This is a genomic window from Aquimarina sp. TRL1, assembly GCF_013365535.1.
In the GTDB taxonomy this organism is placed as follows: Bacteria; Bacteroidota; Bacteroidia; order Flavobacteriales; family Flavobacteriaceae; genus Aquimarina; species Aquimarina hainanensis.
In genome coordinates, this window is sequence record NZ_CP053590.1 from 4607914 (window position 1) to 4627085 (window position 19172).

General features: G+C 35.3%; 17 protein-coding genes and 1 tRNA gene. 12 read left to right on the forward strand and 6 right to left on the reverse strand.

Going from position 1 to position 19172, the window contains the following annotated elements; all coding sequences use genetic code 11:
• Positions 1-3 precede the first annotated feature (3 nt).
• The 3 genes from fmt to HN014_RS18965 all read left to right on the forward strand — a co-directional run bounded on the left by fmt (position 4) and on the right by HN014_RS18965 (position 2104).
• Positions 4-951 (forward strand): methionyl-tRNA formyltransferase, encoded by a 948-nt coding sequence (fmt, locus tag HN014_RS18955; protein ID WP_176030414.1) that lies wholly within the window; start codon positions 4-6, stop codon positions 949-951.
• A 185-nt stretch (positions 952-1136) separates the two neighbouring features.
• Positions 1137-1409: an HU family DNA-binding protein gene (locus tag HN014_RS18960; RefSeq protein WP_176030415.1), complete on the forward strand. Its 273-nt coding sequence runs from the start codon at positions 1137-1139 to the stop codon at positions 1407-1409.
• 134 nt (positions 1410-1543) lie between these two features.
• Positions 1544-2104, forward strand: coding sequence for a YqgE/AlgH family protein (locus tag HN014_RS18965; RefSeq protein ID WP_176030416.1), 561 nt, complete (start codon positions 1544-1546; stop codon positions 2102-2104).
• Here the strand turns inward: HN014_RS18965 and HN014_RS18970 are convergent.
• Together HN014_RS18970 and HN014_RS18975 are read right to left on the reverse strand one after the other, a co-directional pair.
• On the reverse strand, positions 2101-2949 hold the full coding sequence (locus HN014_RS18970) for an aminotransferase class IV (RefSeq protein ID WP_176030417.1): 849 nt from the start codon (positions 2947-2949) through the stop codon (positions 2101-2103). The genes HN014_RS18965 and HN014_RS18970 overlap by 4 nt on opposite strands.
• Before the next feature lie 66 nt (positions 2950-3015).
• Positions 3016-3408: an START-like domain-containing protein gene (locus HN014_RS18975; protein WP_176030418.1), complete on the reverse strand. Its 393-nt coding sequence runs from the start codon at positions 3406-3408 to the stop codon at positions 3016-3018.
• A 151-nt stretch (positions 3409-3559) separates the two neighbouring features.
• Here HN014_RS18975 and HN014_RS18980 point away from each other — a divergent pair.
• Together HN014_RS18980 and HN014_RS18985 are read left to right on the forward strand one after the other, a co-directional pair.
• Positions 3560-3633: transfer RNA gene (locus HN014_RS18980), tRNA-Met, on the forward strand.
• Positions 3634-3882: 249 nt separating this feature from the next.
• Positions 3883-4818, forward strand: a complete 936-nt coding sequence (locus HN014_RS18985) for a hypothetical protein (protein WP_176030419.1) — start codon at positions 3883-3885, stop codon at positions 4816-4818.
• Between the two features lie 76 nt (positions 4819-4894).
• On the opposite strand, the gene HN014_RS18990 is transcribed toward HN014_RS18985, so the two are convergent.
• Complete coding sequence (locus tag HN014_RS18990; protein ID WP_176030420.1) at positions 4895-6466, reverse strand: cadherin repeat domain-containing protein; 1572 nt, start codon at positions 6464-6466, stop codon at positions 4895-4897.
• 309 nt (positions 6467-6775) lie between these two features.
• Between HN014_RS18990 and HN014_RS18995 the strand changes: the two genes are divergently transcribed.
• The 7 genes from HN014_RS18995 (at position 6776) to HN014_RS19025 (ending at position 16084) form a co-directional block, all read left to right on the forward strand.
• Positions 6776-9823 carry a response regulator gene (locus tag HN014_RS18995; RefSeq protein WP_176030421.1) on the forward strand — a complete coding sequence of 1016 codons (3048 nt, stop codon included), beginning with the start codon at positions 6776-6778 and terminating at the stop codon, positions 9821-9823.
• A 367-nt stretch (positions 9824-10190) separates the two neighbouring features.
• Positions 10191-11213, forward strand: a complete 1023-nt coding sequence (locus HN014_RS19000; protein ID WP_176030422.1) for a kelch repeat-containing protein — start codon at positions 10191-10193, stop codon at positions 11211-11213.
• A 139-nt stretch (positions 11214-11352) separates the two neighbouring features.
• A complete protein-coding gene (locus HN014_RS19005; protein WP_176030423.1) occupies positions 11353-12270 on the forward strand; it encodes a hypothetical protein in 918 nt (305 codons plus the stop codon).
• 48 nt (positions 12271-12318) lie between these two features.
• Positions 12319-13353, forward strand: a complete 1035-nt coding sequence (locus HN014_RS19010; protein WP_176030424.1) for a hypothetical protein — start codon at positions 12319-12321, stop codon at positions 13351-13353.
• Positions 13354-13369: 16 nt separating this feature from the next.
• Positions 13370-13978, forward strand: coding sequence for a hypothetical protein (locus tag HN014_RS19015; RefSeq protein WP_176030425.1), 609 nt, complete (start codon positions 13370-13372; stop codon positions 13976-13978).
• Between the two features lie 3 nt (positions 13979-13981).
• Positions 13982-14692, forward strand: a complete 711-nt coding sequence (locus HN014_RS19020; RefSeq protein ID WP_176030426.1) for a hypothetical protein — start codon at positions 13982-13984, stop codon at positions 14690-14692.
• A gap of 111 nt (positions 14693-14803) precedes the next feature.
• A complete protein-coding gene (locus HN014_RS19025) occupies positions 14804-16084 on the forward strand; it encodes a hypothetical protein (RefSeq protein WP_176030427.1) in 1281 nt (426 codons plus the stop codon).
• Positions 16085-16253: 169 nt separating this feature from the next.
• Here the strand turns inward: HN014_RS19025 and HN014_RS19030 are convergent, their stop codons facing one another.
• The 3 genes from HN014_RS19030 to HN014_RS19040 form a co-directional block, all read right to left on the reverse strand.
• Positions 16254-16856 (reverse strand): hypothetical protein, encoded by a 603-nt coding sequence (locus HN014_RS19030; RefSeq protein WP_176030428.1) that lies wholly within the window; start codon positions 16854-16856, stop codon positions 16254-16256.
• Between the two features lie 78 nt (positions 16857-16934).
• Positions 16935-17513, reverse strand: coding sequence for a Crp/Fnr family transcriptional regulator (locus HN014_RS19035; RefSeq protein ID WP_176030429.1), 579 nt, complete (start codon positions 17511-17513; stop codon positions 16935-16937).
• 242 nt (positions 17514-17755) lie between these two features.
• Positions 17756-18973, reverse strand: coding sequence for a DUF418 domain-containing protein (locus HN014_RS19040; protein ID WP_176030430.1), 1218 nt, complete (start codon positions 18971-18973; stop codon positions 17756-17758).
• Between the last annotated feature and the right edge of the window lie 199 nt (positions 18974-19172).

The window sequence follows — 19172 nt, forward strand, 5'->3', positions numbered from 1 at the left end:
TCTATGAACACATTACGTATTTTATTCATGGGAACTCCTGATTTTGCAGTGGAAACACTCAAAACGATTATCGCTCACCAGTATGAGGTTGTGGGAGTTATCACCGCACCTGACAAACCTGCAGGAAGAGGAAGAAAACTCAACGCATCTGCTGTTAAGAAATACGCCCAGTCACAATCGCTTAAGGTATTACAACCTACCAATCTAAAAGACGAGCACTTTATTCAGGAGCTTCGTGAGCTAGATGCCAACCTTGCTGTCGTTGTCGCTTTCAGAATGCTCCCCAAAGTAGTTTGGGATATGCCGGCATACGGAACCTTTAATCTCCATGCTTCTTTGCTTCCCGATTACAGAGGTGCCGCTCCTATCAACTGGGCGATCATCAATGGAGAAACAACCACAGGAAATACGACCTTTTTTATAGACGAGAAAATCGATACTGGTCATATTATCCTTCAGGAAGCAGTCTCTATTCAGGAAACTGATACCGCAGGGGATTTACACGATACATTAATGGTACAGGGAGCAGGACTGGTTATCAAAACTCTTCAGGCTATAGAAAGAGGTACAGTAACTACCACCCCACAACCCATGAATGAAAACCCAAAAACAGCGTATAAACTACATCGGGATAATACCCGAATAAACTGGGAGCAACCAATAGACATCATCTACAATCTAATCAGAGGACTCAGTCCTTACCCTTCTGCCTGGACTTTATTATCTAATAAAGAAACAGAAGTAGCTGTTAAGATACGTCAGGTAACCAAAGAATATGCAGACCATACACACACCAATGGAATCATTATTGTAGCCAATAACAAAATCAAGGTTGCCGTCACAGGAGGGTATATAATTATCAACATCTTACAACTTCCTGGAAAAAAAGCCATGGAATCAAAAGCATTATTAAATGGATATCATTTTGATGAAAATGCCAAAATGATATAAAGCCTATATTACAAGTTTATTAGGAAATTACTAAAAACCTTAATTGTTTATTAACAATCTATCCTAGTTATCAACAAAACCTTGTATTTACTGGGGTAATCCTTGCACAAATGAGAATTCCGTATAAATTTGTAGAGCATTTAATAAAAATTGGTTTAACCAACAATTAATTTAAAAATAGAATTATGAACAAAACAGAATTAATCGATGCAATGGCAGCTGACGCTGGAATTACTAAAGCAGCAGCTAAAAAAGCTTTAGAATCTTTCTTAGGTAATGTAGAAGGATCTCTAAAAAAAGGTGATCGTGTTTCTTTAGTTGGATTCGGATCTTGGTCAGTTTCTAAAAGAGCTGCAAGAGAAGGAAGAAACCCTCAGACTGGGAAAACTATCAAGATAGCTGCTAAAAACGTTGTGAAGTTCAAAGCTGGTGCAGATTTACAAAATTCAGTAAACTAGTCAGTTAATTTATGATATTATAGAAAAAGCCCCTCCAAAGGGGCTTTTTTTTATTCAAAACTATACAAAAAAATATAACAACTTCTTTGATTTTTAGAAATAATTAACTAGTTTAGAATAAACATTGACCTCATATGATATCCCTCCAACCAGAAAAAGGCCATTTATTAATCGCAGAACCTTCCATTTTAGGAGACGCTTCCTTTAACAGGTCTGTGGTGCTATTAGCGGATCATGGGAATCAGGGATCTATTGGTTTTATTATGAATAAACCCATGGGATATTTCTTATCAGACCTGATTCCTGAAATAGAAAAAGAATTTACTGTATACAAAGGTGGTCCTGTAGAGCAGGACAACCTATACTTTATACATAAAATTCCTGACTTGATTCCCAATAGTGTCGAGATTTCCTGTGGTATCTACTGGGGTGGAGACTTTACTATTGTTTCTAAGCTTATTATTGAAGGTAAAATAACCCCTAATGAAATTCAGTTTTTTCTGGGATATTCCGGATGGGATGCGCATCAGTTAAGTGAAGAATTAGAGGCAAATTCCTGGGTTATTGTAGAAAACAACTATAAAATGAATATTATAGGAAAATCCTATGAAACCTTCTGGAAAGAAAAAATGGTAGAACTTGGCGGAGAATATCTTATTTGGTCCAATTCTCCCGAAGATCCCAGTTTTAATTAATTCCCCAATCGTATTTTCGTATTCAGAATTCCTAACAAGCGTTTACTTACCTTTACTTCGAATTCTTTCTTCCTGAACTTGGTAATTGGTCTGATTCCCTGAATCACATTGGTAATAAACAACTCATCTGCTTTCTGTAACTCAAAAGGAGAAACAGAAGCTTCTTCCAGCTGATATTCCGGTAATTTTTCCAGAATGCGTAACAACTGTGTTCTCAGTATTCCTTTCAAACAACCATCTGCAATCGGAGGTGTTTTGATAACATTGCCTTTTACTACAAATAAATTCCCATTCAGAGCTTCGATCACCATTTTATGATGATTCAGTAACAAACAATTACCAAAACCATTTTCCTGGGCAAAAACTCCTCCTAATACATTGACAATTTTATTATTTGATTTCAGGGTTGATAAGATATCTGCAATGACATAATGATCTTTAAATAAAGCTACCTCATATGCTTCATTGGTAATTGTATAAAAAGGAGTGGTCACTGCAGCACTCGTCATCACATATTCGATTTCATTAGAAGTGGGCGTATATAAACCTCCGGCTTTTCTGCTTACAATAATCTTCACGCGGGCAGCAGCCGTATGGTGTTCATTCTCAGTGATAAGCTTGGTAATTTCTTCCTGTAGAAACTCAGGAGTAAAACTCATAGGGATTTGCATTCTCATAATTCTCATAGAAGCCATTAGTCTAAAGTAATGATCCTCCCAAAAAAGAATTTTTCCTGCATTTACACGTATGGTTTCAAAAACAGCATCTCCATAGGCATATCCGCGATTATCTACCGTTAATGATGCCTCATGATCATTCCATAATGTTCCGTTAATATTGATCATAAAAAAACCCCTTAATTAGTTTAATAATTATCGGGGGCAAATATACATTTTTTTATAGCATAGAAATTAGGCTGAACCTAAAACATGTTTTAAGTTACTAATCATGTTTTCCCATAGCATTTTATTTTCTTCCATTTCATCCTCTTCGGTATGATCAGTAATCATCAGAGAAACATCTTTTGTAATTTCATCAACCTGAATCCTCATTTCGAAAAAATAATCATTTCCTTCTTCTTCATCCTCAACCCACTTAAATTTCACCTTCTCTCCTGCTTTCTTACTCAATAATTTAGCTGCTTCTTCAGAATCATCCCATATAAAAGTAAATAGCTCTCCACGAGAATTTACATTATCTGCAAACCATTCCGAAAGCCCGGATGGTGTAGAAATATATTGAAATAATAATTGCGGCGAAGAATGCACCACAAATTCAAGCTCATATTTAATCTTTTCAGCCATATTATAATTTGTTAGAATGCCAATATATACATTAATTACCGACTTTAAAAGTATTTAAAACAAAATAATTTTTCAATTATTATTTGCACGATTGTTTTTTGTTTTTATATTTGCACCCGCGTTACCGAAACAACGGCAAACAAACGGAAATGGCGAGATAGCTCAGTTGGTTAGAGCGTCGGATTCATAACCCGGAGGTCACGGGTTCAACTCCCGTTCTCGCTACTAAAAACCTCTTGAAATCAAGAGGTTTTTTTATATCTATACACAACCTTCCTCCTCCTCTGATAACATCCTACACAACAAGTATTTAAACAATATTCCACCTTACTAAATCATTATCAATAATTACTTTTTACATCCTTTTGTCATCTATTTTATGTAGGTTTAGATCATGTCAAGTATTCGGATATAGTAACATTTGTACCTTTTGATACATTGTATACTGTACTATTTCACTAACTTTAATACTATATGGAAGTAATCTACATCATCTCTATTGTCGCATTTGTAATCATCATTCTTTATAATTTATTTGTGACCAGTGCGAATCTTTTCTCTATTATTTCTTTTTGTTTTAAAATTAATTCGGTAGCACATTACTGGAGTGATGTCAAAAAAGCCAATGTACATGCCAGGTCTATCTACAGTACCATTATAGGGCTCGTCATCGCATTAATCGCTTATCTCATTATCAGTCCTGTCATTTTTTTTAGAAAATACCTGTTTAGCACTAAATCAGGCACCGATTATTTTAGTAATGTTCAAAAAGATAAGATTCTTCTTTTTGTACAGCATCTCAAAGAAAGTCTTCCCAAGGCTACACAATACAATTATCAGATTCCCCTTGATAAACTATTAGAAGGAATACCACCTAACACTACATTAAATCAGCAGTTACAGCTTATCGCAGATAAGATGTGTGTACATTTATTACTAGATAAACCCATCAAGGTAATGACAATTAATACTGTTGATGCCGGAAAATTTGAGCATATCAATGGGATGAATTGTATTTTTATCAATGGAGACCAATCAAAGCATAATATCCACCAAAAATACGCCATCCTGGCGCATGAAATTACTCATTACTACTTAGAACATCACAATATCAGAATGGCAAATACCAACGAAAATGAATTTCTTACAGAAATCTGTGCTGTTTATGTAGGATTCGGTTTTATCATGTTGGATGGGTATGATTATGTAAAGACCGCAGATCAATATAATAAGGTTGGCTATGTAGATGCTAAGGTCTTACTAGAAGCGATTATACAAGTAGCTTATGTTCGTAGACAAAACCCATTTCACATTGTCAAAAATCTGGGTATTCCTACTCGTTTTATTGCCAGAATAAAACTAAAAGCACTTATACAGGAGTATAAAGCTTTTCAAAAGAAAAAGCAATAATCGCGGTACTAACACACCTATATTTCATAGTTTATAATCCCTATGAAATATAGGGGCGTATTTTATTAGTAGCCGATTACATACTACAATTTCCATTCTTTAAATCATCTAAAGACGGATCAAACTGATTCGCAGTTATAATATGATCCGAAGGGAAGTTATTTGCTGCTAAGGTCGTTACACCACAAAAATCACTCAATTGATCATTATATTGTATATATACAGCCTTCCCTACAGTGGTTAACCGATTGAGCCCATCTAATGATTGTAAGGAAGTATTTCTATCGATAATCAGTGTTTCCGTTACTTCTTCCAGCTTTGATAAACCTGATAAAGAGTATAGTGCTGGATTCTCTCCTATTTCCAGTCCTGATACAGAGATAACCTTCCCAAACCCATCTATCTTTTCTAATTTTTCATTCTGTTCTATAACTACTTTCCCATTAATTTGTGTAACATTATGTAAGCCTTCTAAATTAGGTAATGACGGGTTCTTACGAATATTGACCACAGTTGACTCTTTCGAGAAAGCTGATAAAGTAGTTACATTGCGCAATCCATTCAGGGAGTTCAACGCGGGATTCTCATTAATATCAACATACGTCAGGGAAGTAATTTTATTTAATGCATCTATTTCTAGAAGGTTTTCGTTACTCCATATCTGTATTCCCTCTTCTATGGTTTCTAAATTCTCAATCCCTTCTAAGCTCATCATTGATTGGTTACTATTAACCAGAAGGCGATCAATTTCTTTTAAGCCTTCTAACCCTTTTAAGTTTTTTAACTGGGGGTTCCCAAAAACCTGAACACTGCGCCCTGTTGTGGTAATATTATGCAATCCCTGCAGATCTATCAATGCGCTATTACTACCTATTTCTATAAACCCTCGCAAAGAAGTAATCTTGGAGAAACAATTAACATTGGTAAGCAGCGGATTGGAAGACACTCGTATCGATTCTATTGAGTTGAGATTCGCCAGGGCAGAAATATCTTCCAGCATCGCATTATCATATACTACACAAACCTTTACTGTAGTGACATTCTGTAGCCCTTCCAGCGTCTTTAAGGCATCATTTTTTACTACCTGCAAATTCCCGGTGATTGTTTTCAAACTTGATAAAGCAGCTATATCCGTAATCTTATCCCCTTCCTCTGTATATCCGATATGTAAATTTCCGGCAATCGTATTGTATTTATTCGCTGCAAATGCATCTACTTCTTCCTGAGTCTTCAGATTTACTTCTCCTGAGAACACCTCTTCTTCATCCTTGATCTGTATATTGATCTTACTTTCCTTTTGTGCTGTTCCGTTAGCTACTTTTACAACTCCTGTAATCGTAGTAGTCACCTCATAATCATATATGGTTTTGTTTTTTACATATATCTTTCCGGTACTTTCTTCAATTGTAAAAGCATCTGTTATGCTTTGAGAAATGATCGAGAATTTCACTTTTCCCTGATTTGTACTTCCTGTAACCATTCCGATCAATGCTCCTTCCTCCGGATTCTCTTTAATCGAAAAAGACATATCCTCTGTCGTTACTGTAATCGAAACCTCCTGATCTTCTACTGAATTATCATCACTACACGAAACCACTACCAGCAACCCTATCAACAGCCCCCACAAATGTATTTTTTTTTCCAACATATTTTTTTAATTACAATCTATAGTATAATTGTCACAACAAAACAAAATGTTACTATAGCATTCCTTTTTTGACGAGCTAAAGATACATTAATCAACCAATTAACAAAGAAGTTTTATCAACGGTCGTATTAAAGTTACAATTACCTAATAAGCTTTCTGAGTTTACATTACTCAGCGTGCGTGTAGATAAAAAAACTCTTATATTTTAGTATCTTTATAACAATTATAAGTATTGTACGAACCTTTGTTACAATGGTTATAGCTATTATGTCCGTGAGCGTATATAATTGTACTCAAATTCTATACTAAATGAAAAACAGTGGGTTCCTATTGTTGATTTTTCTTACTTTCTCTTTGGAAAACTTTTCTCAACAATCAGATACTTTTTTATTTGAAGAAGTCATAATTGCTGAAGATAACGGACTACAAGCCTGGGAAAACATTGAACAGTTTTATGAAGATAAAAACGGTATTCTATGGTGTATCATTGATGACGGACTATATCGATTCAATGGATTTTCTGCTATAAATATCAATAATTATTTATCGACATTTTACAATCTGGATGTTGGAGAACAGGCAGGGGTTACTTTTTTTATTGAACAAAATGGAATAATTTGGTATGGAGAACGCAAAGGTCTGTACAAGATAAACCTGCAAAAAAAAACAGCACATAAAATAGTTTTAGACACCCCGCTTCACCCTCCCAATTGGAGAAATTATATTTTAAAATTACAGCTCATCGATACTATTTTATATGTAGGTACTTCTAACGGATTATACCTCGTTAATAAACACAATAATCAAATCATAAAAAAGTATCTCACCAATGGAGCAGATATTAGACACCGGAATAGTGCCCATGCTGTAGAATCTTTTTATATCGAAAAAGAAAAAAATACTATTTGGACAGCAATGCCGGATGGGTTTTATAAAATTAATACCAAAACGGATGCAATTACTCACTTCGAGATAAAAGATGCTCCATATCGTTATCCTCATAATTTTCATCGAATTATTCCAGATGATAACGGTTTTATATTTCCCACTCATGGGTTAGGTGTTGTCAGATTTGATACCATTGCCAAACAATTCTCCACTCACCTAACACAAAAAAATAAGGCATACCGAAGAGCTCCTAATGTCATTCGATCCATGGTATCAATTACTGATAGCATTTTTCTTATTAATGCAGTTGAATTAGGTAATGGTTTATATAATAAATACACTCATCAGTATCAGTGGTTAAAAACACCACAACCTATGAAAGATGGCGTTTTTTTAGATCCGGACAGAAGTGGGTATGTCTGGGCTTCAAAACGAGGTAGAATCTTTAAATCAATAAAACCGATTACCAAGAGAAAACAATCACATAAACAGATTATTGATGTTACCGATTTCATCGCCAATAATGAATTAAAAAGTCGTCCATCCATTGATAATTATCCCCACATAAAACTTAGCGAGAATGAACGAAATGTGTTACTCAAATTTTCATTATCTAAAAGCAGCGCTATAGACTCTATTGTTTATCAATACCAATTAAATTCAAAAAAATGGGAAGAGATAAACACTAACAACACATTGCTATTAAACGACCTAAGCACAGGAAAGAATGAAGTATTGATCCGGGCAACTGATAAAAAAGGAAACGTTTTAGCGAATAGAAAACTCTCTTTTACAATACACCAGCCATTCTATAAAACATCCGTATTTATCACAGTCTGTGTATTGTTTATATTTTCCATCATTTACTTGCTGGGAAGGTATAGCGTATTGAGAAAAACCACCAAAAAACTTCGGGAAATTGATCGTATAAAAACAGATTTAATCACTAATATTTCTCATGAATTCAGAACACCCCTTACACTTATTTCCGGACCAATCGAGAATGAAATACAACGTGAAGATCTGACTGATGATGCGCGAAGAAATTTTGAAATGATCCAAAGGAATACGAATCGGTTATTATCTCTGGTCGACCAGCTATTGACCATTTCCAAAGCAGAAACAGGAGCAACTCAACTCTCAGTAACACAGCAAAATATTATTCCATTTATTGGTAGTATTGCAGATAGTTTTCACTATTTAGCACAACAGAAGGATCTTAATTACCTGATATACATACACCCAACAGATCAAGAAACCTGGTTTGATGCTGATATTATCGAGAAGGTGGTTGCTAATTTGCTCTCTAATGCTATAAAATATACTCCCGAAAGCGGTTCTGTCATTTGTAATGTACATATAAAATCAGGAGAATTGTATTTTTCAGTAAAAAATACAGGGAAGGGTATTTCAAAAAAAGAACAATCAAAAATATTTGACCGTTTTTATCAAACCAACCCACATAAAGAAGGTATTGGTATTGGTTTAGCATTAATTAAAGAGCTTATAACGCTTCATAATGGTACAATTACCTTAGAAAGCATCCCAAATGCATGGACCAGATTTTTAGTAATCATACCTATTTCTAAACATAGTTTTTCCAGAGAAGAAATACATCCTTCCCTGCCCAGCATCTCAAAAGCTCCACCACTTTCTTCCTCTGTTTATGTAGAAGATGAAGAGGAAACCCCAATCATGACCTATAACAAACCTATCCTTTTGATTGTTGATGACAATAAAGACATACGAAGTTACATAAGTACTTTCTTTACAGAACACTATCATGTATTAAAAGCCAAAAATGGTCAAGAAGGAATTGATTTTGCGATTGAACATATTCCCGATATTATTATTAGTGATGTAATGATGCCTGTAAAAGATGGAATTGCATTATGTAATGCGTTAAAAAATGATGAACGCACCAGCCATATCCCTATTATTTTACTTACTGCCAAAGTCGGCGAAAAAAATAAACTAGAAGGGGTAAAAACAGGAGCAGACGATTATATCAATAAACCTTTTAGCAAAGAACTTTTGATCGTAAAAGTCGAAAAACTGATAGAAATTCGAAGAAAACTTCAAGTCCGTTATCGTCAAGAAGTAGTTTTACAGCCCAAAGGCATTGCTATAACCTCTGTAGATGAACAATTTTTAGATAACCTTCAACGTATTTTAGACGATCAGCTAGAAAAATCTTCTTTCACTATAGAAGACCTTTGCCAATTATTAGGAATGAGCAGAATGCAATTACACAGAAAGCTAAAAGCTTTGACAGGATTATCTGCTTCAGAGTTCATTCGTTCACAACGCTTAAAATTGGCATCAGAATTACTCAAAAAATCCGATATTAACATTTCGCAAGTTGGATATAGTGTCGGTTTTAATGATCATGCATATTTTAGTAAATGCTTTAAAAAAATGTACCATTGTACCCCTTCTGAATACCAGAAAAAACACCGCACTGGTTGATCTTTTATATTCAATTTTTCTTGTAGCTGTCTCCTGTTACCGCCTTTCTATATGTATGTTACAATTTTTATAATCAATGTTACATTGATCATAAGTATTTCATTTCCTGCAATTTACTTTTACCCTAGATTTTTTAGTTCAAAAATCATTTACACTTAAAATCAACAAATGAGTATAGATACATATGAAGGAAAATTAGATAGAATCCCCTCGACAAAAATTTATCTCAATATAAACTATTTGAAGGCTGGTAAATACGTTCTAAAAATCGTCCATAAAAACAAAGTGATAAAAAAAACGACATTCATTAAGAAGTAATTCTAAGAGTGTTCATAAAACATAAGGGGAATAATTAAATTTTAAGGAGATGCACACAATCAAACCACTATTCATACTGGCACTGACAATTCATTTTTTTATTGCGTGTACGAATGATGACGACCGTGATAAAACTAATAAGACAGTCGATATTTCATTGACAATCACAAAAGAAACGCAGCAAGATCAGATAGGAGATTTTGCCGAAAACACGATGGTAATATTCGACGATAAAGTATGGTCTGTTGGCGGAGTATCCTCCTATGCGGCTGGTCATTTGACACCAATGATCTGGAACAGTAACGACGGAGTAACCTGGTCTTCTGTCATTAGTAATGATGCTTTTAAACGTAGAAAATCAACCCTTACTGTTTTTAATAATGAGCTGTTTTTAATAGGAGGATCGAATGAAAGTGGAGCGCTATATAATACAATTTTAAAAACTTCTGACGGGATTACCTGGAGTGAAGTAGATACGGCAGATTCCAGTACAGAGTTTACGATAGGATATAAGCATCGATCATTTGTCTTTAACGATATGTTATACATAGTAACCACCTTACATCATGACGGTACTGATGTCGTAGCTGTTTTTAATTCCCCAAATGGTGCTAATTGGAGTACTGTTACCCTTAACGCATTTCCCTATAGAGAGGATTGTGATATCGTATTATTCCATAACAAATTATATGCTATTGGAGGTGTTACTACAGGACCTACCTTCTATAATAGTATCTATGAAAGTACTGATGGAATCTCCTGGAGTGAGGTCAATACAAGCTCCTCTGTCTTTTCAGGAAGGTGGAACCATACAGCAACCGTATACAATAATAAAGTCTGGCTTATCGGAGGGCAAAACACCACCTCTATAGCACTTACAGACATATGGTATAGTAATGATATGATCAACTGGAACTTATATGACGGATTCACAGCAGATGCGCTAGGATTATCACATCATGCTGCACTAAATTACAAAGATGCCATATGGTTATTTGGGGGATACCTGGAGACAGAACCCGGAGGCACTACTGCAGTAACAGGGCAAATAATTCGTATTAAAGAAGATTAGCATAATCAGGGTTTCTTCAGGATCAGCCACAAAGCATTGCCGGGAAACTACGAGACACTATTTAGACACCAGTGCCGGAATATTAACATCTTATTAAGTAAGTAGTTTACTATACACAATCTAACAAAAAATATCAATCGTGAAAACACTAAAATACATTCCATTAATAACAGTATTATTTATATATAGCTGTAGTAGAAATGATGACGCAACAGTAGCATTAAATTTAGCTCCAAAAGACTTTAATGTTACACCTAAAGCTGCCGATATAGGATTAGGAATCACCCTTAGCTGGGAAGCTTCTATTGACCCTGAAAATGAAAAAGTGATATACGATATTATCGTTAATGACGAAACCGTAGAAGAAAACACTACAAGTTTAACGTATTCTTTCGATGCCGGCTCATATGGCATTATCCTTACCGGAAAAATTGTAGCAAAAGATGAAAGTGGAAACAAAACAACATCCGATTTTTCCATCACATCTTCTGATATGGTTTACATTCCGGATTCTAATTTTGAACAATCGCTTATAGATAATGGAATTGATAATGGAGATTTGGATCAAAAAATTTCTTACTTCAGAGTAAAAGACATCAAAGTATTAGATGCTGAGAATAAATCAATTGCTGACCTTACTGGCATTGAAGCATTTTCTTCTTTGGAAAAACTGTACTGTGCTAAAAATAATATTAGCAATATAGATATCAGTAACAATAATGCATTAACACTTCTTTCTTGTTTTACAAATAATCTCAAGGAGCTCGATCTACAATTCAATACAGAATTGATTGTCCTGGCCTGTTCTTCTAATCAACTGGAGAAACTAGATGTAAGTTCCAATAAATTATTAAAAAAAATTACTTGTTCATATAATAACAGCCTAAGCAACTTAAATATTGCCAATGGGAATAATCACAATTTCTCAAATGCCTTTTTTAATGGAAATCCCAATTTAAGCTGCATTCAAATCGATGCTGAATTCGAAGTCCCTCCTTCTAACACAGATGGTTGGGTATATGATACTACAGTAAGTTTTAAAACCAGTTGCCTATAATCCTGCTTCACAAAAAATTCAATAACTATTAAAAACATATAACTCGAAATGAATACAATAAAAGCCATCTCTTTTGTACTACTTACAGCACTGCTGCTTAACTGTAGTAATGACGATACTACAGTACAACCGACCAATGCAGAACAATTAAAGGGAAGCTGGAAACTTACCAGTGGTAATTTTAATGGGAACCAAACCAAATATGCCATCTTTAATGGTAACAACATCAAGCTTCTTTTTCAAGACGAATTAGGGTTTAAAAGTCGTTTTGATCACAATGTAATAGAAAACATAACCGAAACAACATTTACCTATAATGCCCAGGGACCTACTGTCTATACATACACAATTAGTGGAAATACGTTAACTGTCTCAGAAAGCACACTCAATACCACCGCTACTTTTACAAGAAATGACGATGCTTCTATTTATGACAATTGGATACAAACAATAAACAGAGAAGTAGAAACAGTAACCCCGTGGGCACATGCTACAGATATAGAGTTTATAAATTTTGATAGTAATAGGCTAATAATAGGCTATGATGATTCCTCCGGTTTTTTATCCTCTCTTAATACAGTCACTCTTAGCACTGATGGAGGAGTTCGGATAAACAGGGAGGCACGCGCAGTAACATATGACTTAGGAGGAGATTTATTTCTACACTCAAATGCCAATGATCAATTGTTATATGCCACAGAAACGGACGGTACCGAAATAAACTTTGCAGACTTACTTCTCGATATGCCCATCAACTACCTATCCTATCATAATGATAACATCTGGATAGCAAGCACCGCCGCAAACACTATAATTTTTCACAACGATTTGGGACAAGAACAATATGTTCTGAACAAACGTCCCTATGGAATCGAGTACACCAACGGTCATCTATATATAAGTACACTGGATTACATCCATAAATGTCAACGCATCGAAAATCAATTACAAGCTATAGAAACCTATGAGATATCTGACTCAGGAGGTGTCTACGGATTGACTTCTGATGGAAACAATCTCTGGATAAATACACAACATTCCGGAAAAGATGACAAACTTATAAAAACCGATATCACTTTTTAACAAATAAGTAAGCATTATGAAACTATCCATCTATATCATCCTCGTATTCTTTTTTATAGCCTGCAAAAATGAAAAAGAAACTCCGGGCACACTGGAAACAACAGTCAAAAACAATAAAAAAAGTCTTGCCAAAAACACGGATAAAACAACTTCTCAAGGCATGCTTTTATGTCTAATAAATGGAAAAAACTGGTCCTATACCGAAGCATCCGGGATTATTACCAAAAACAAAAGAACGAATGAGACATTAGCTACTGTTACTTTTAAACAAAAAATCAATAAAAAAACAGAAAGCGTACAACTCTATTACGATGTTATCACTAAAAAATTAAAAAATATAAGTGTAAGTATTTATGTAGAACAAAATAAACATACAGGACTTGCTGGCGGCATGCAAAGAACTACCTATGAATTATTTAGTACTGATAAAAAAGATTCAAACGAAAGCATGGCAGGAACTATAGATACTTCGGGAGCTAATACCTTATCAGGAAATGCTAATGCTATAATTAATTACAATCAGAAACACCTCATTAAAAACAAACATGATGAAATACTTCATATCACTGATTTACAATTTTCTAATGTAGGGTATAGTGATCTGTCTAATGGGTTAAAATTTTAGAAAATGATGAAAAATACAAGACGAAATTTTTTAAAAAAACTAAGTAACAAGACAGTAGCAATAACAGGGCTTACACTACTTCCCAGTGTAAGTTTCGCTTATAAAAAAGAAGAAGAGACCGCACCTAATATCGTCCAGGTACTCCACATACATGGTAGTCAGGGGCGCATAGAAGGAATCCCTCATAACGGAAAAAGTGAAAAACGCTTTTTTGACAAAGTATTTGATATAGCACATGAAATTGGCACAGCAGGGTTCCATACGTTTGGCAGTGGCAGTACTATGCCTGGAAACTCCATAGCGCTAAAAGGGAAAGCTGCTGCTACAGCACTATCAACAGAAAAAGGAATGGCTTTTTTTATTTGGGACAGAGGAACAGAAAATAAAAATAAAAGTGGCGAATTTTGGGTGCATTACGCCATTACAACTCCGGTTATTCTCAATAATAAACGCCAGAGGTTTAAAAAGGTACGTATTAAAAGTAGTTCTAGTGAAGCGTTATTTTACATCTCTTCTATATGGGTACACGATGCCGAAAAACGAATTTTCAATAAAGATAACCTAAAACTATGGGGACCGACAAATCATCATGTATTTGAGGTATCCCCTATTCCACTGGACGGTCCCTTAAACATATCCATAAAGATAAAAGGAGAACGTGTCGATCCTAATTTATTTTTAATCATTAACGCTGTAGGAATAGAACTCGTTTAATCAGTAAACTACCTCGGACACGTCCGAAACATTCGTTAGAAACAAATTTTCAATTTCAAGGCTCGTTTTGGAGAGATCCCTCCTTTGACGGTGCCAATAAAGTAATCGTTTATGAAGTACTCAATCGTTATTATCATGTTTTTTTGTGTAAAAACAACGCTGTACGCACAACCTTACACCCTAAATAAAGATATCAAAGCTAAACAGCTAACCTTACAGGGGAACCCTAAACATCCAGGTGCCGGTTATTTAGAATATTACAACACTATTCCGACAGATACTGTACAGTATTACTATGTCAAAGGACACGATATGTATCAATATGTCGATATTTTTATTTACGCTCAAGAAGGGCACCCCAACCTAAAAGCAGCATTAGCTATTGAGAACTGGCGAGACGCTATAATTACAAAAAACACTTCATCTTCTGAAGAAGGAGTTATTAATTTTAAGGTGAGAAGTTTTAACGATATTGGCATAAAAATTACAACAACAGATAAGCATCCTGTTCCATTTGGCATTATTATCAATGCAAGCACTCCTGTTCAGAACCATCTAACATCCCCCTTTGTAAAGGCTATAAAAGAAAATACAGCCCCGAACCCTTCCCAGGCAAAAGAGCATGATAGTACTTCATCTGGTATTCCCTGGTTGTATAGTATCATAGGAATTCTGGTGTTACTAGTTGGGTTATTAGCCGGAAGGTTGTCTAAAAAAAATAAAACAATACTTCTGTTAATCACGATAGTAAGTTTTCATCCTTCCCTATCCAGTCAAACAACGATTGGTGAAGAAATACAGCAGCGTACCGAAGAGCAATTAGAAAGAGAGCGACAAAGAACCGAATTAAATAAAAAAAGAAATCAATATATAAAAGATCGTATAGGTTCTATAAATAAGGCTTTCAAAACGGCTTCTGCCCTGGAAAGCCTTATCGGTGCTTATCAAAACTTAGATAGTTGTATCAGTACGGTTCCTCCAGCGAACTCCCCTAAAATTCCTTCTTTCTGCGCCGATAAAGAAGGTTGTGCCCCTTGTTTCAGAAATGCGCGCGAAAAATTTAATCAGATCAGGTACAAATTAGAAAAGTTACAAGCTATCTATAACTGTACTACCACCTATACTAAATCAGCCATTGCTTTTGGTGATAACGCATCCGGTTATCATGGAGTTGTAGGCATTGTATGGCAATCAGAAAGAAGAAAAATCATGAAAAGTATCGCGTCCTTAGATACATCGTATGATAAAAAACGAATAGAATTGCTAAACAAGCTTAATAATACGTTGTTAGAATTAGATGTCTGTGAGCGACAATACGGATTAGAAGATTGGTATGACAGGTTTGGTGTACTCTATTATAATTTTATGGAATTACGGTATCACAGATCATAAAAGCAACCTGTAAACTAATGAGATAGAAACTCTCATACAAGATAAAATGTTACTATTGCATTCCTTTTTTTGTCTCCTAAGAAATATGCATCAATCAGTTAGTAAAGAAGCTGCTATATACATATAGCAGCTTTGTTAAGTAAACTATATACGATACGACCTGAACCTTTCAAAATTGAAATCCTACAAAAAAGAAAAGGTTATTATCAAACGTATTATTTTTAATAACCGTGTCACCTAATGTTGTTTTTTTGATAGGTTCAAATGGGGTTCGCATCGGAAATGATACTGTATAATAAAGTCCTTTGAGACCAAAAACATCCTCCTCTCTATAACTAATTGCAACTCCTACGGTCGCTGATTTTTTTTGAAAGCGTTCTGCCAGGATGGTATGTTCATATTCATTAGTATACCATCCAAAAGAAGGACTTACATACAGCATTTTTTTATAAACAGGAATGTCATAAAAAGTCTCAAAACCAACTTGTTTTCCCTGGACGTGATCCCCGTCTACCACAATCACAAAATCCGAAGATAAATGAGCCTCAGACATAGTTGTATTCATGTATAATACCCGCATCATATGACTGTTAGGGAACTTCACTCCTATCTCCCCGGAATAAGACTTAAAGTCATTGAACACTGCCTGTCCTAATTCCAAGGCTGCAAAAGGTTTGATTTTAGTTTTTTTTACTGATGTATTCTGTTGAGTCCAACAGCGATTAACTCCAATAGATGTGAAAATAATAATTATAAATAGAATAACTCTCATGGTAATTACGAATTGATTTTAAACAATAATGAGCGCAAATTATGGCTTCTTTTTCCGTAGGGAGTTATCCTATGGTAACTAATCCGGGCAACTGATTTTTCGTCGAATCCGGCTTAAACTTTGTTTAGTAATTCCTAAATATGAGGCGATATGCTTTTGAGGAATTCGTTTTAGAATATCTTTTCTGGTATGCAATACATGCAGATAGCGCTCTTCTGCTGTTTGTGTCATTAGATCCATCCGTTGTTTTTCTCTTTTTGCATTGTCTTGTTCTTCCCCAACTAAAAACAATGTTTTGCCAATAGGAGTTTCTTTGAGTATATTGATGTTCTTTTTTGAAATTTGCAAAGCTACTACATTTTCCAAAGCGATTAGTTCCAGGTCAGAAGGGAGTCCTGTCGTTAATGAGTAATCATCTGCAAAGAAATCTCCCTCAAAGAAAAAGTCCAGACACGCATAGTTATTTTTCTTCCAGACAAAAGACCCCACCACTCCTTCCAGTAAAAAATATCCATACTTAGCTCTAAAACCGCTCTCTTTAATTTTTTCATTCTTTGTATAGCTCACCTCTTCACATAAGGTATAAAAGTGACTCCATACCTCTAGCGGAGCATTATAATAGGGATCAAATGCTTCTTTTAACTTTTTTTCAATCATATAATATATCGCATAATTTATCAGTACACCACCTCAAAGAACATATCAATCTCGGTTATCGAGTAAAAATCCTTTAAGAAATTTCCTGAACAGTTCACTACCTTACAGACAGAACCTCATACGATTTGTTACAATATATACGCAATAAACACCTCCGATAGAAACGCATTTTAAATTGGGAAAAAATTACTCAAGGTATTCTCTAATAAATCAATTAAATACAATCCAAAAAACGTATCTGCTCATGAAGATGTTTTAGCGCGATATGTTAATGTGCGCCATATATATTCCAGTGGTCCTTGTTTGAATTTGCTAAGCCAGTACCGGCTAATTCCCCATTGTATACACACAATTCCAATAGCCAGTAAAGGAATATATACAAAGGGAATTTTTCGCATTAATGCCGCTCCATACCCAAAAAATAAGAGCACGGCAGTTACATTCTGTACGATATAATTAGTCAGAGCCATGCGCCCCAATATTGCCAGGTTACGAAAAATACTCCTTAGCCTACCTCTGTTCCATATGACCATAAAAAATGTGGAAATTCCAAGTGCCAATGCAGTAGAACCACTGTGATAAATAACTCCCTGAATGAGCCCTGTAATGCTCAAGTCAAAAGGCGTTCCTATAACGGCTTTGATAATAGCATATACCAAAGACAGCAACAGTCCAATTCCTCCAATCCAAATGGCTGTAGTGGGTACTGATCGTTCATTATTTTGTATTTTTGGTAACCAATCTCGTGCGAGTACGATCCCGATCAAGAATAAGCCTAAAACCTGAAAATACCGCCCGGACATTAAGTAACTCATCGGTCTTGGAATGGCTTTTAGAACATTGACAGAAAACACTGTTCGTGCGTTATCCGCTGTACGCATCTCTAATACCGAATATTCCCCGAACCCCCACCGGGTTTTCAGCACTCCCGAAAACTGCCGCAGTACTCCCCAAAAAGTTGCTTCCTGTGTCATATACAAAAGACCGTGAATCAGTAACGGAAGGACTAATAAAACTACAATCCATCGCAGCAAAGTAGCTCGGGAACATTTCATAAATAACGGTAAGAAGGCCCCCAGTATACTGTAGAGCATCAGAATATCTCCGTGCCATACCAGATACATATGCAACAGTCCAATTCCAAAAAGAATCCCCATACGTCTCCACCAGAATGCCTTAAAATTCCCGGAAGCACTATGAAAACGCGCTGCCTGAAGGGCAAAACCTACGCCAAAAAGTATAGAAAATATCCCATAGAACTTCCCCTCCACAAACCAATCGATAAAAAACAAAACAATTCTGTCGGGTACCGGTAATTCCACTACCTCTTCGGGGGTATAAGTATAAAGCCCCATAAAACTACACAGATTGGCTAATAATATTCCAAAAAGAGCAAATCCTCTTAATGCGTCCAGAAGCTGTAATCGCTCTGATGAATGGGTCGGTGTTACAACAGCCATAAAATTCAATAATAAAAAAATATCATACACAGGGAATCCTCCCTAAAATACGCTTCACTTTCCCTATATTGCCCTGAGACAATGTCGTCAATAGCTAAATGAACACGCTCTCCTAAAGTAGGTTTATTTCCATAGGCTACCGCATTAAATTCGTTAATATTTTGTTTATTAACACCCTTGTCAAAACCAAAAAAATATC

Coding starts and splice junctions, on each gene's coding strand:
- HN014_RS19035 (WP_176030429.1), bottom strand. CDS start 17,513: ATGATTGAAAAAAAGTTAAAAGAAGCATTTGATCCCTATTATAATGCT.
- HN014_RS19015 (WP_176030425.1), top strand. CDS start 13,370: ATGAAACTATCCATCTATATCATCCTCGTATTCTTTTTTATAGCCTGC.
- HN014_RS18990 (WP_176030420.1), bottom strand. CDS start 6,466: ATGTTGGAAAAAAAAATACATTTGTGGGGGCTGTTGATAGGGTTGCTG.
- HN014_RS18985 (WP_176030419.1), top strand. CDS start 3,883: ATGGAAGTAATCTACATCATCTCTATTGTCGCATTTGTAATCATCATT.
- HN014_RS18970 (WP_176030417.1), bottom strand. CDS start 2,949: ATGATCAATATTAACGGAACATTATGGAATGATCATGAGGCATCATTA.
- HN014_RS19020 (WP_176030426.1), top strand. CDS start 13,982: ATGATGAAAAATACAAGACGAAATTTTTTAAAAAAACTAAGTAACAAG.
- HN014_RS19000 (WP_176030422.1), top strand. CDS start 10,191: ATGCACACAATCAAACCACTATTCATACTGGCACTGACAATTCATTTT.
- HN014_RS19010 (WP_176030424.1), top strand. CDS start 12,319: ATGAATACAATAAAAGCCATCTCTTTTGTACTACTTACAGCACTGCTG.
- HN014_RS18975 (WP_176030418.1), bottom strand. CDS start 3,408: ATGGCTGAAAAGATTAAATATGAGCTTGAATTTGTGGTGCATTCTTCG.
- fmt (WP_176030414.1), top strand. CDS start 4: ATGAACACATTACGTATTTTATTCATGGGAACTCCTGATTTTGCAGTG.
- HN014_RS18965 (WP_176030416.1), top strand. CDS start 1,544: ATGATATCCCTCCAACCAGAAAAAGGCCATTTATTAATCGCAGAACCT.
- HN014_RS18960 (WP_176030415.1), top strand. CDS start 1,137: ATGAACAAAACAGAATTAATCGATGCAATGGCAGCTGACGCTGGAATT.
- HN014_RS18995 (WP_176030421.1), top strand. CDS start 6,776: ATGAAAAACAGTGGGTTCCTATTGTTGATTTTTCTTACTTTCTCTTTG.
- HN014_RS19030 (WP_176030428.1), bottom strand. CDS start 16,856: ATGAGAGTTATTCTATTTATAATTATTATTTTCACATCTATTGGAGTT.
- HN014_RS19025 (WP_176030427.1), top strand. CDS start 14,804: ATGAAGTACTCAATCGTTATTATCATGTTTTTTTGTGTAAAAACAACG.
- HN014_RS19040 (WP_176030430.1), bottom strand. CDS start 18,973: ATGGCTGTTGTAACACCGACCCATTCATCAGAGCGATTACAGCTTCTG.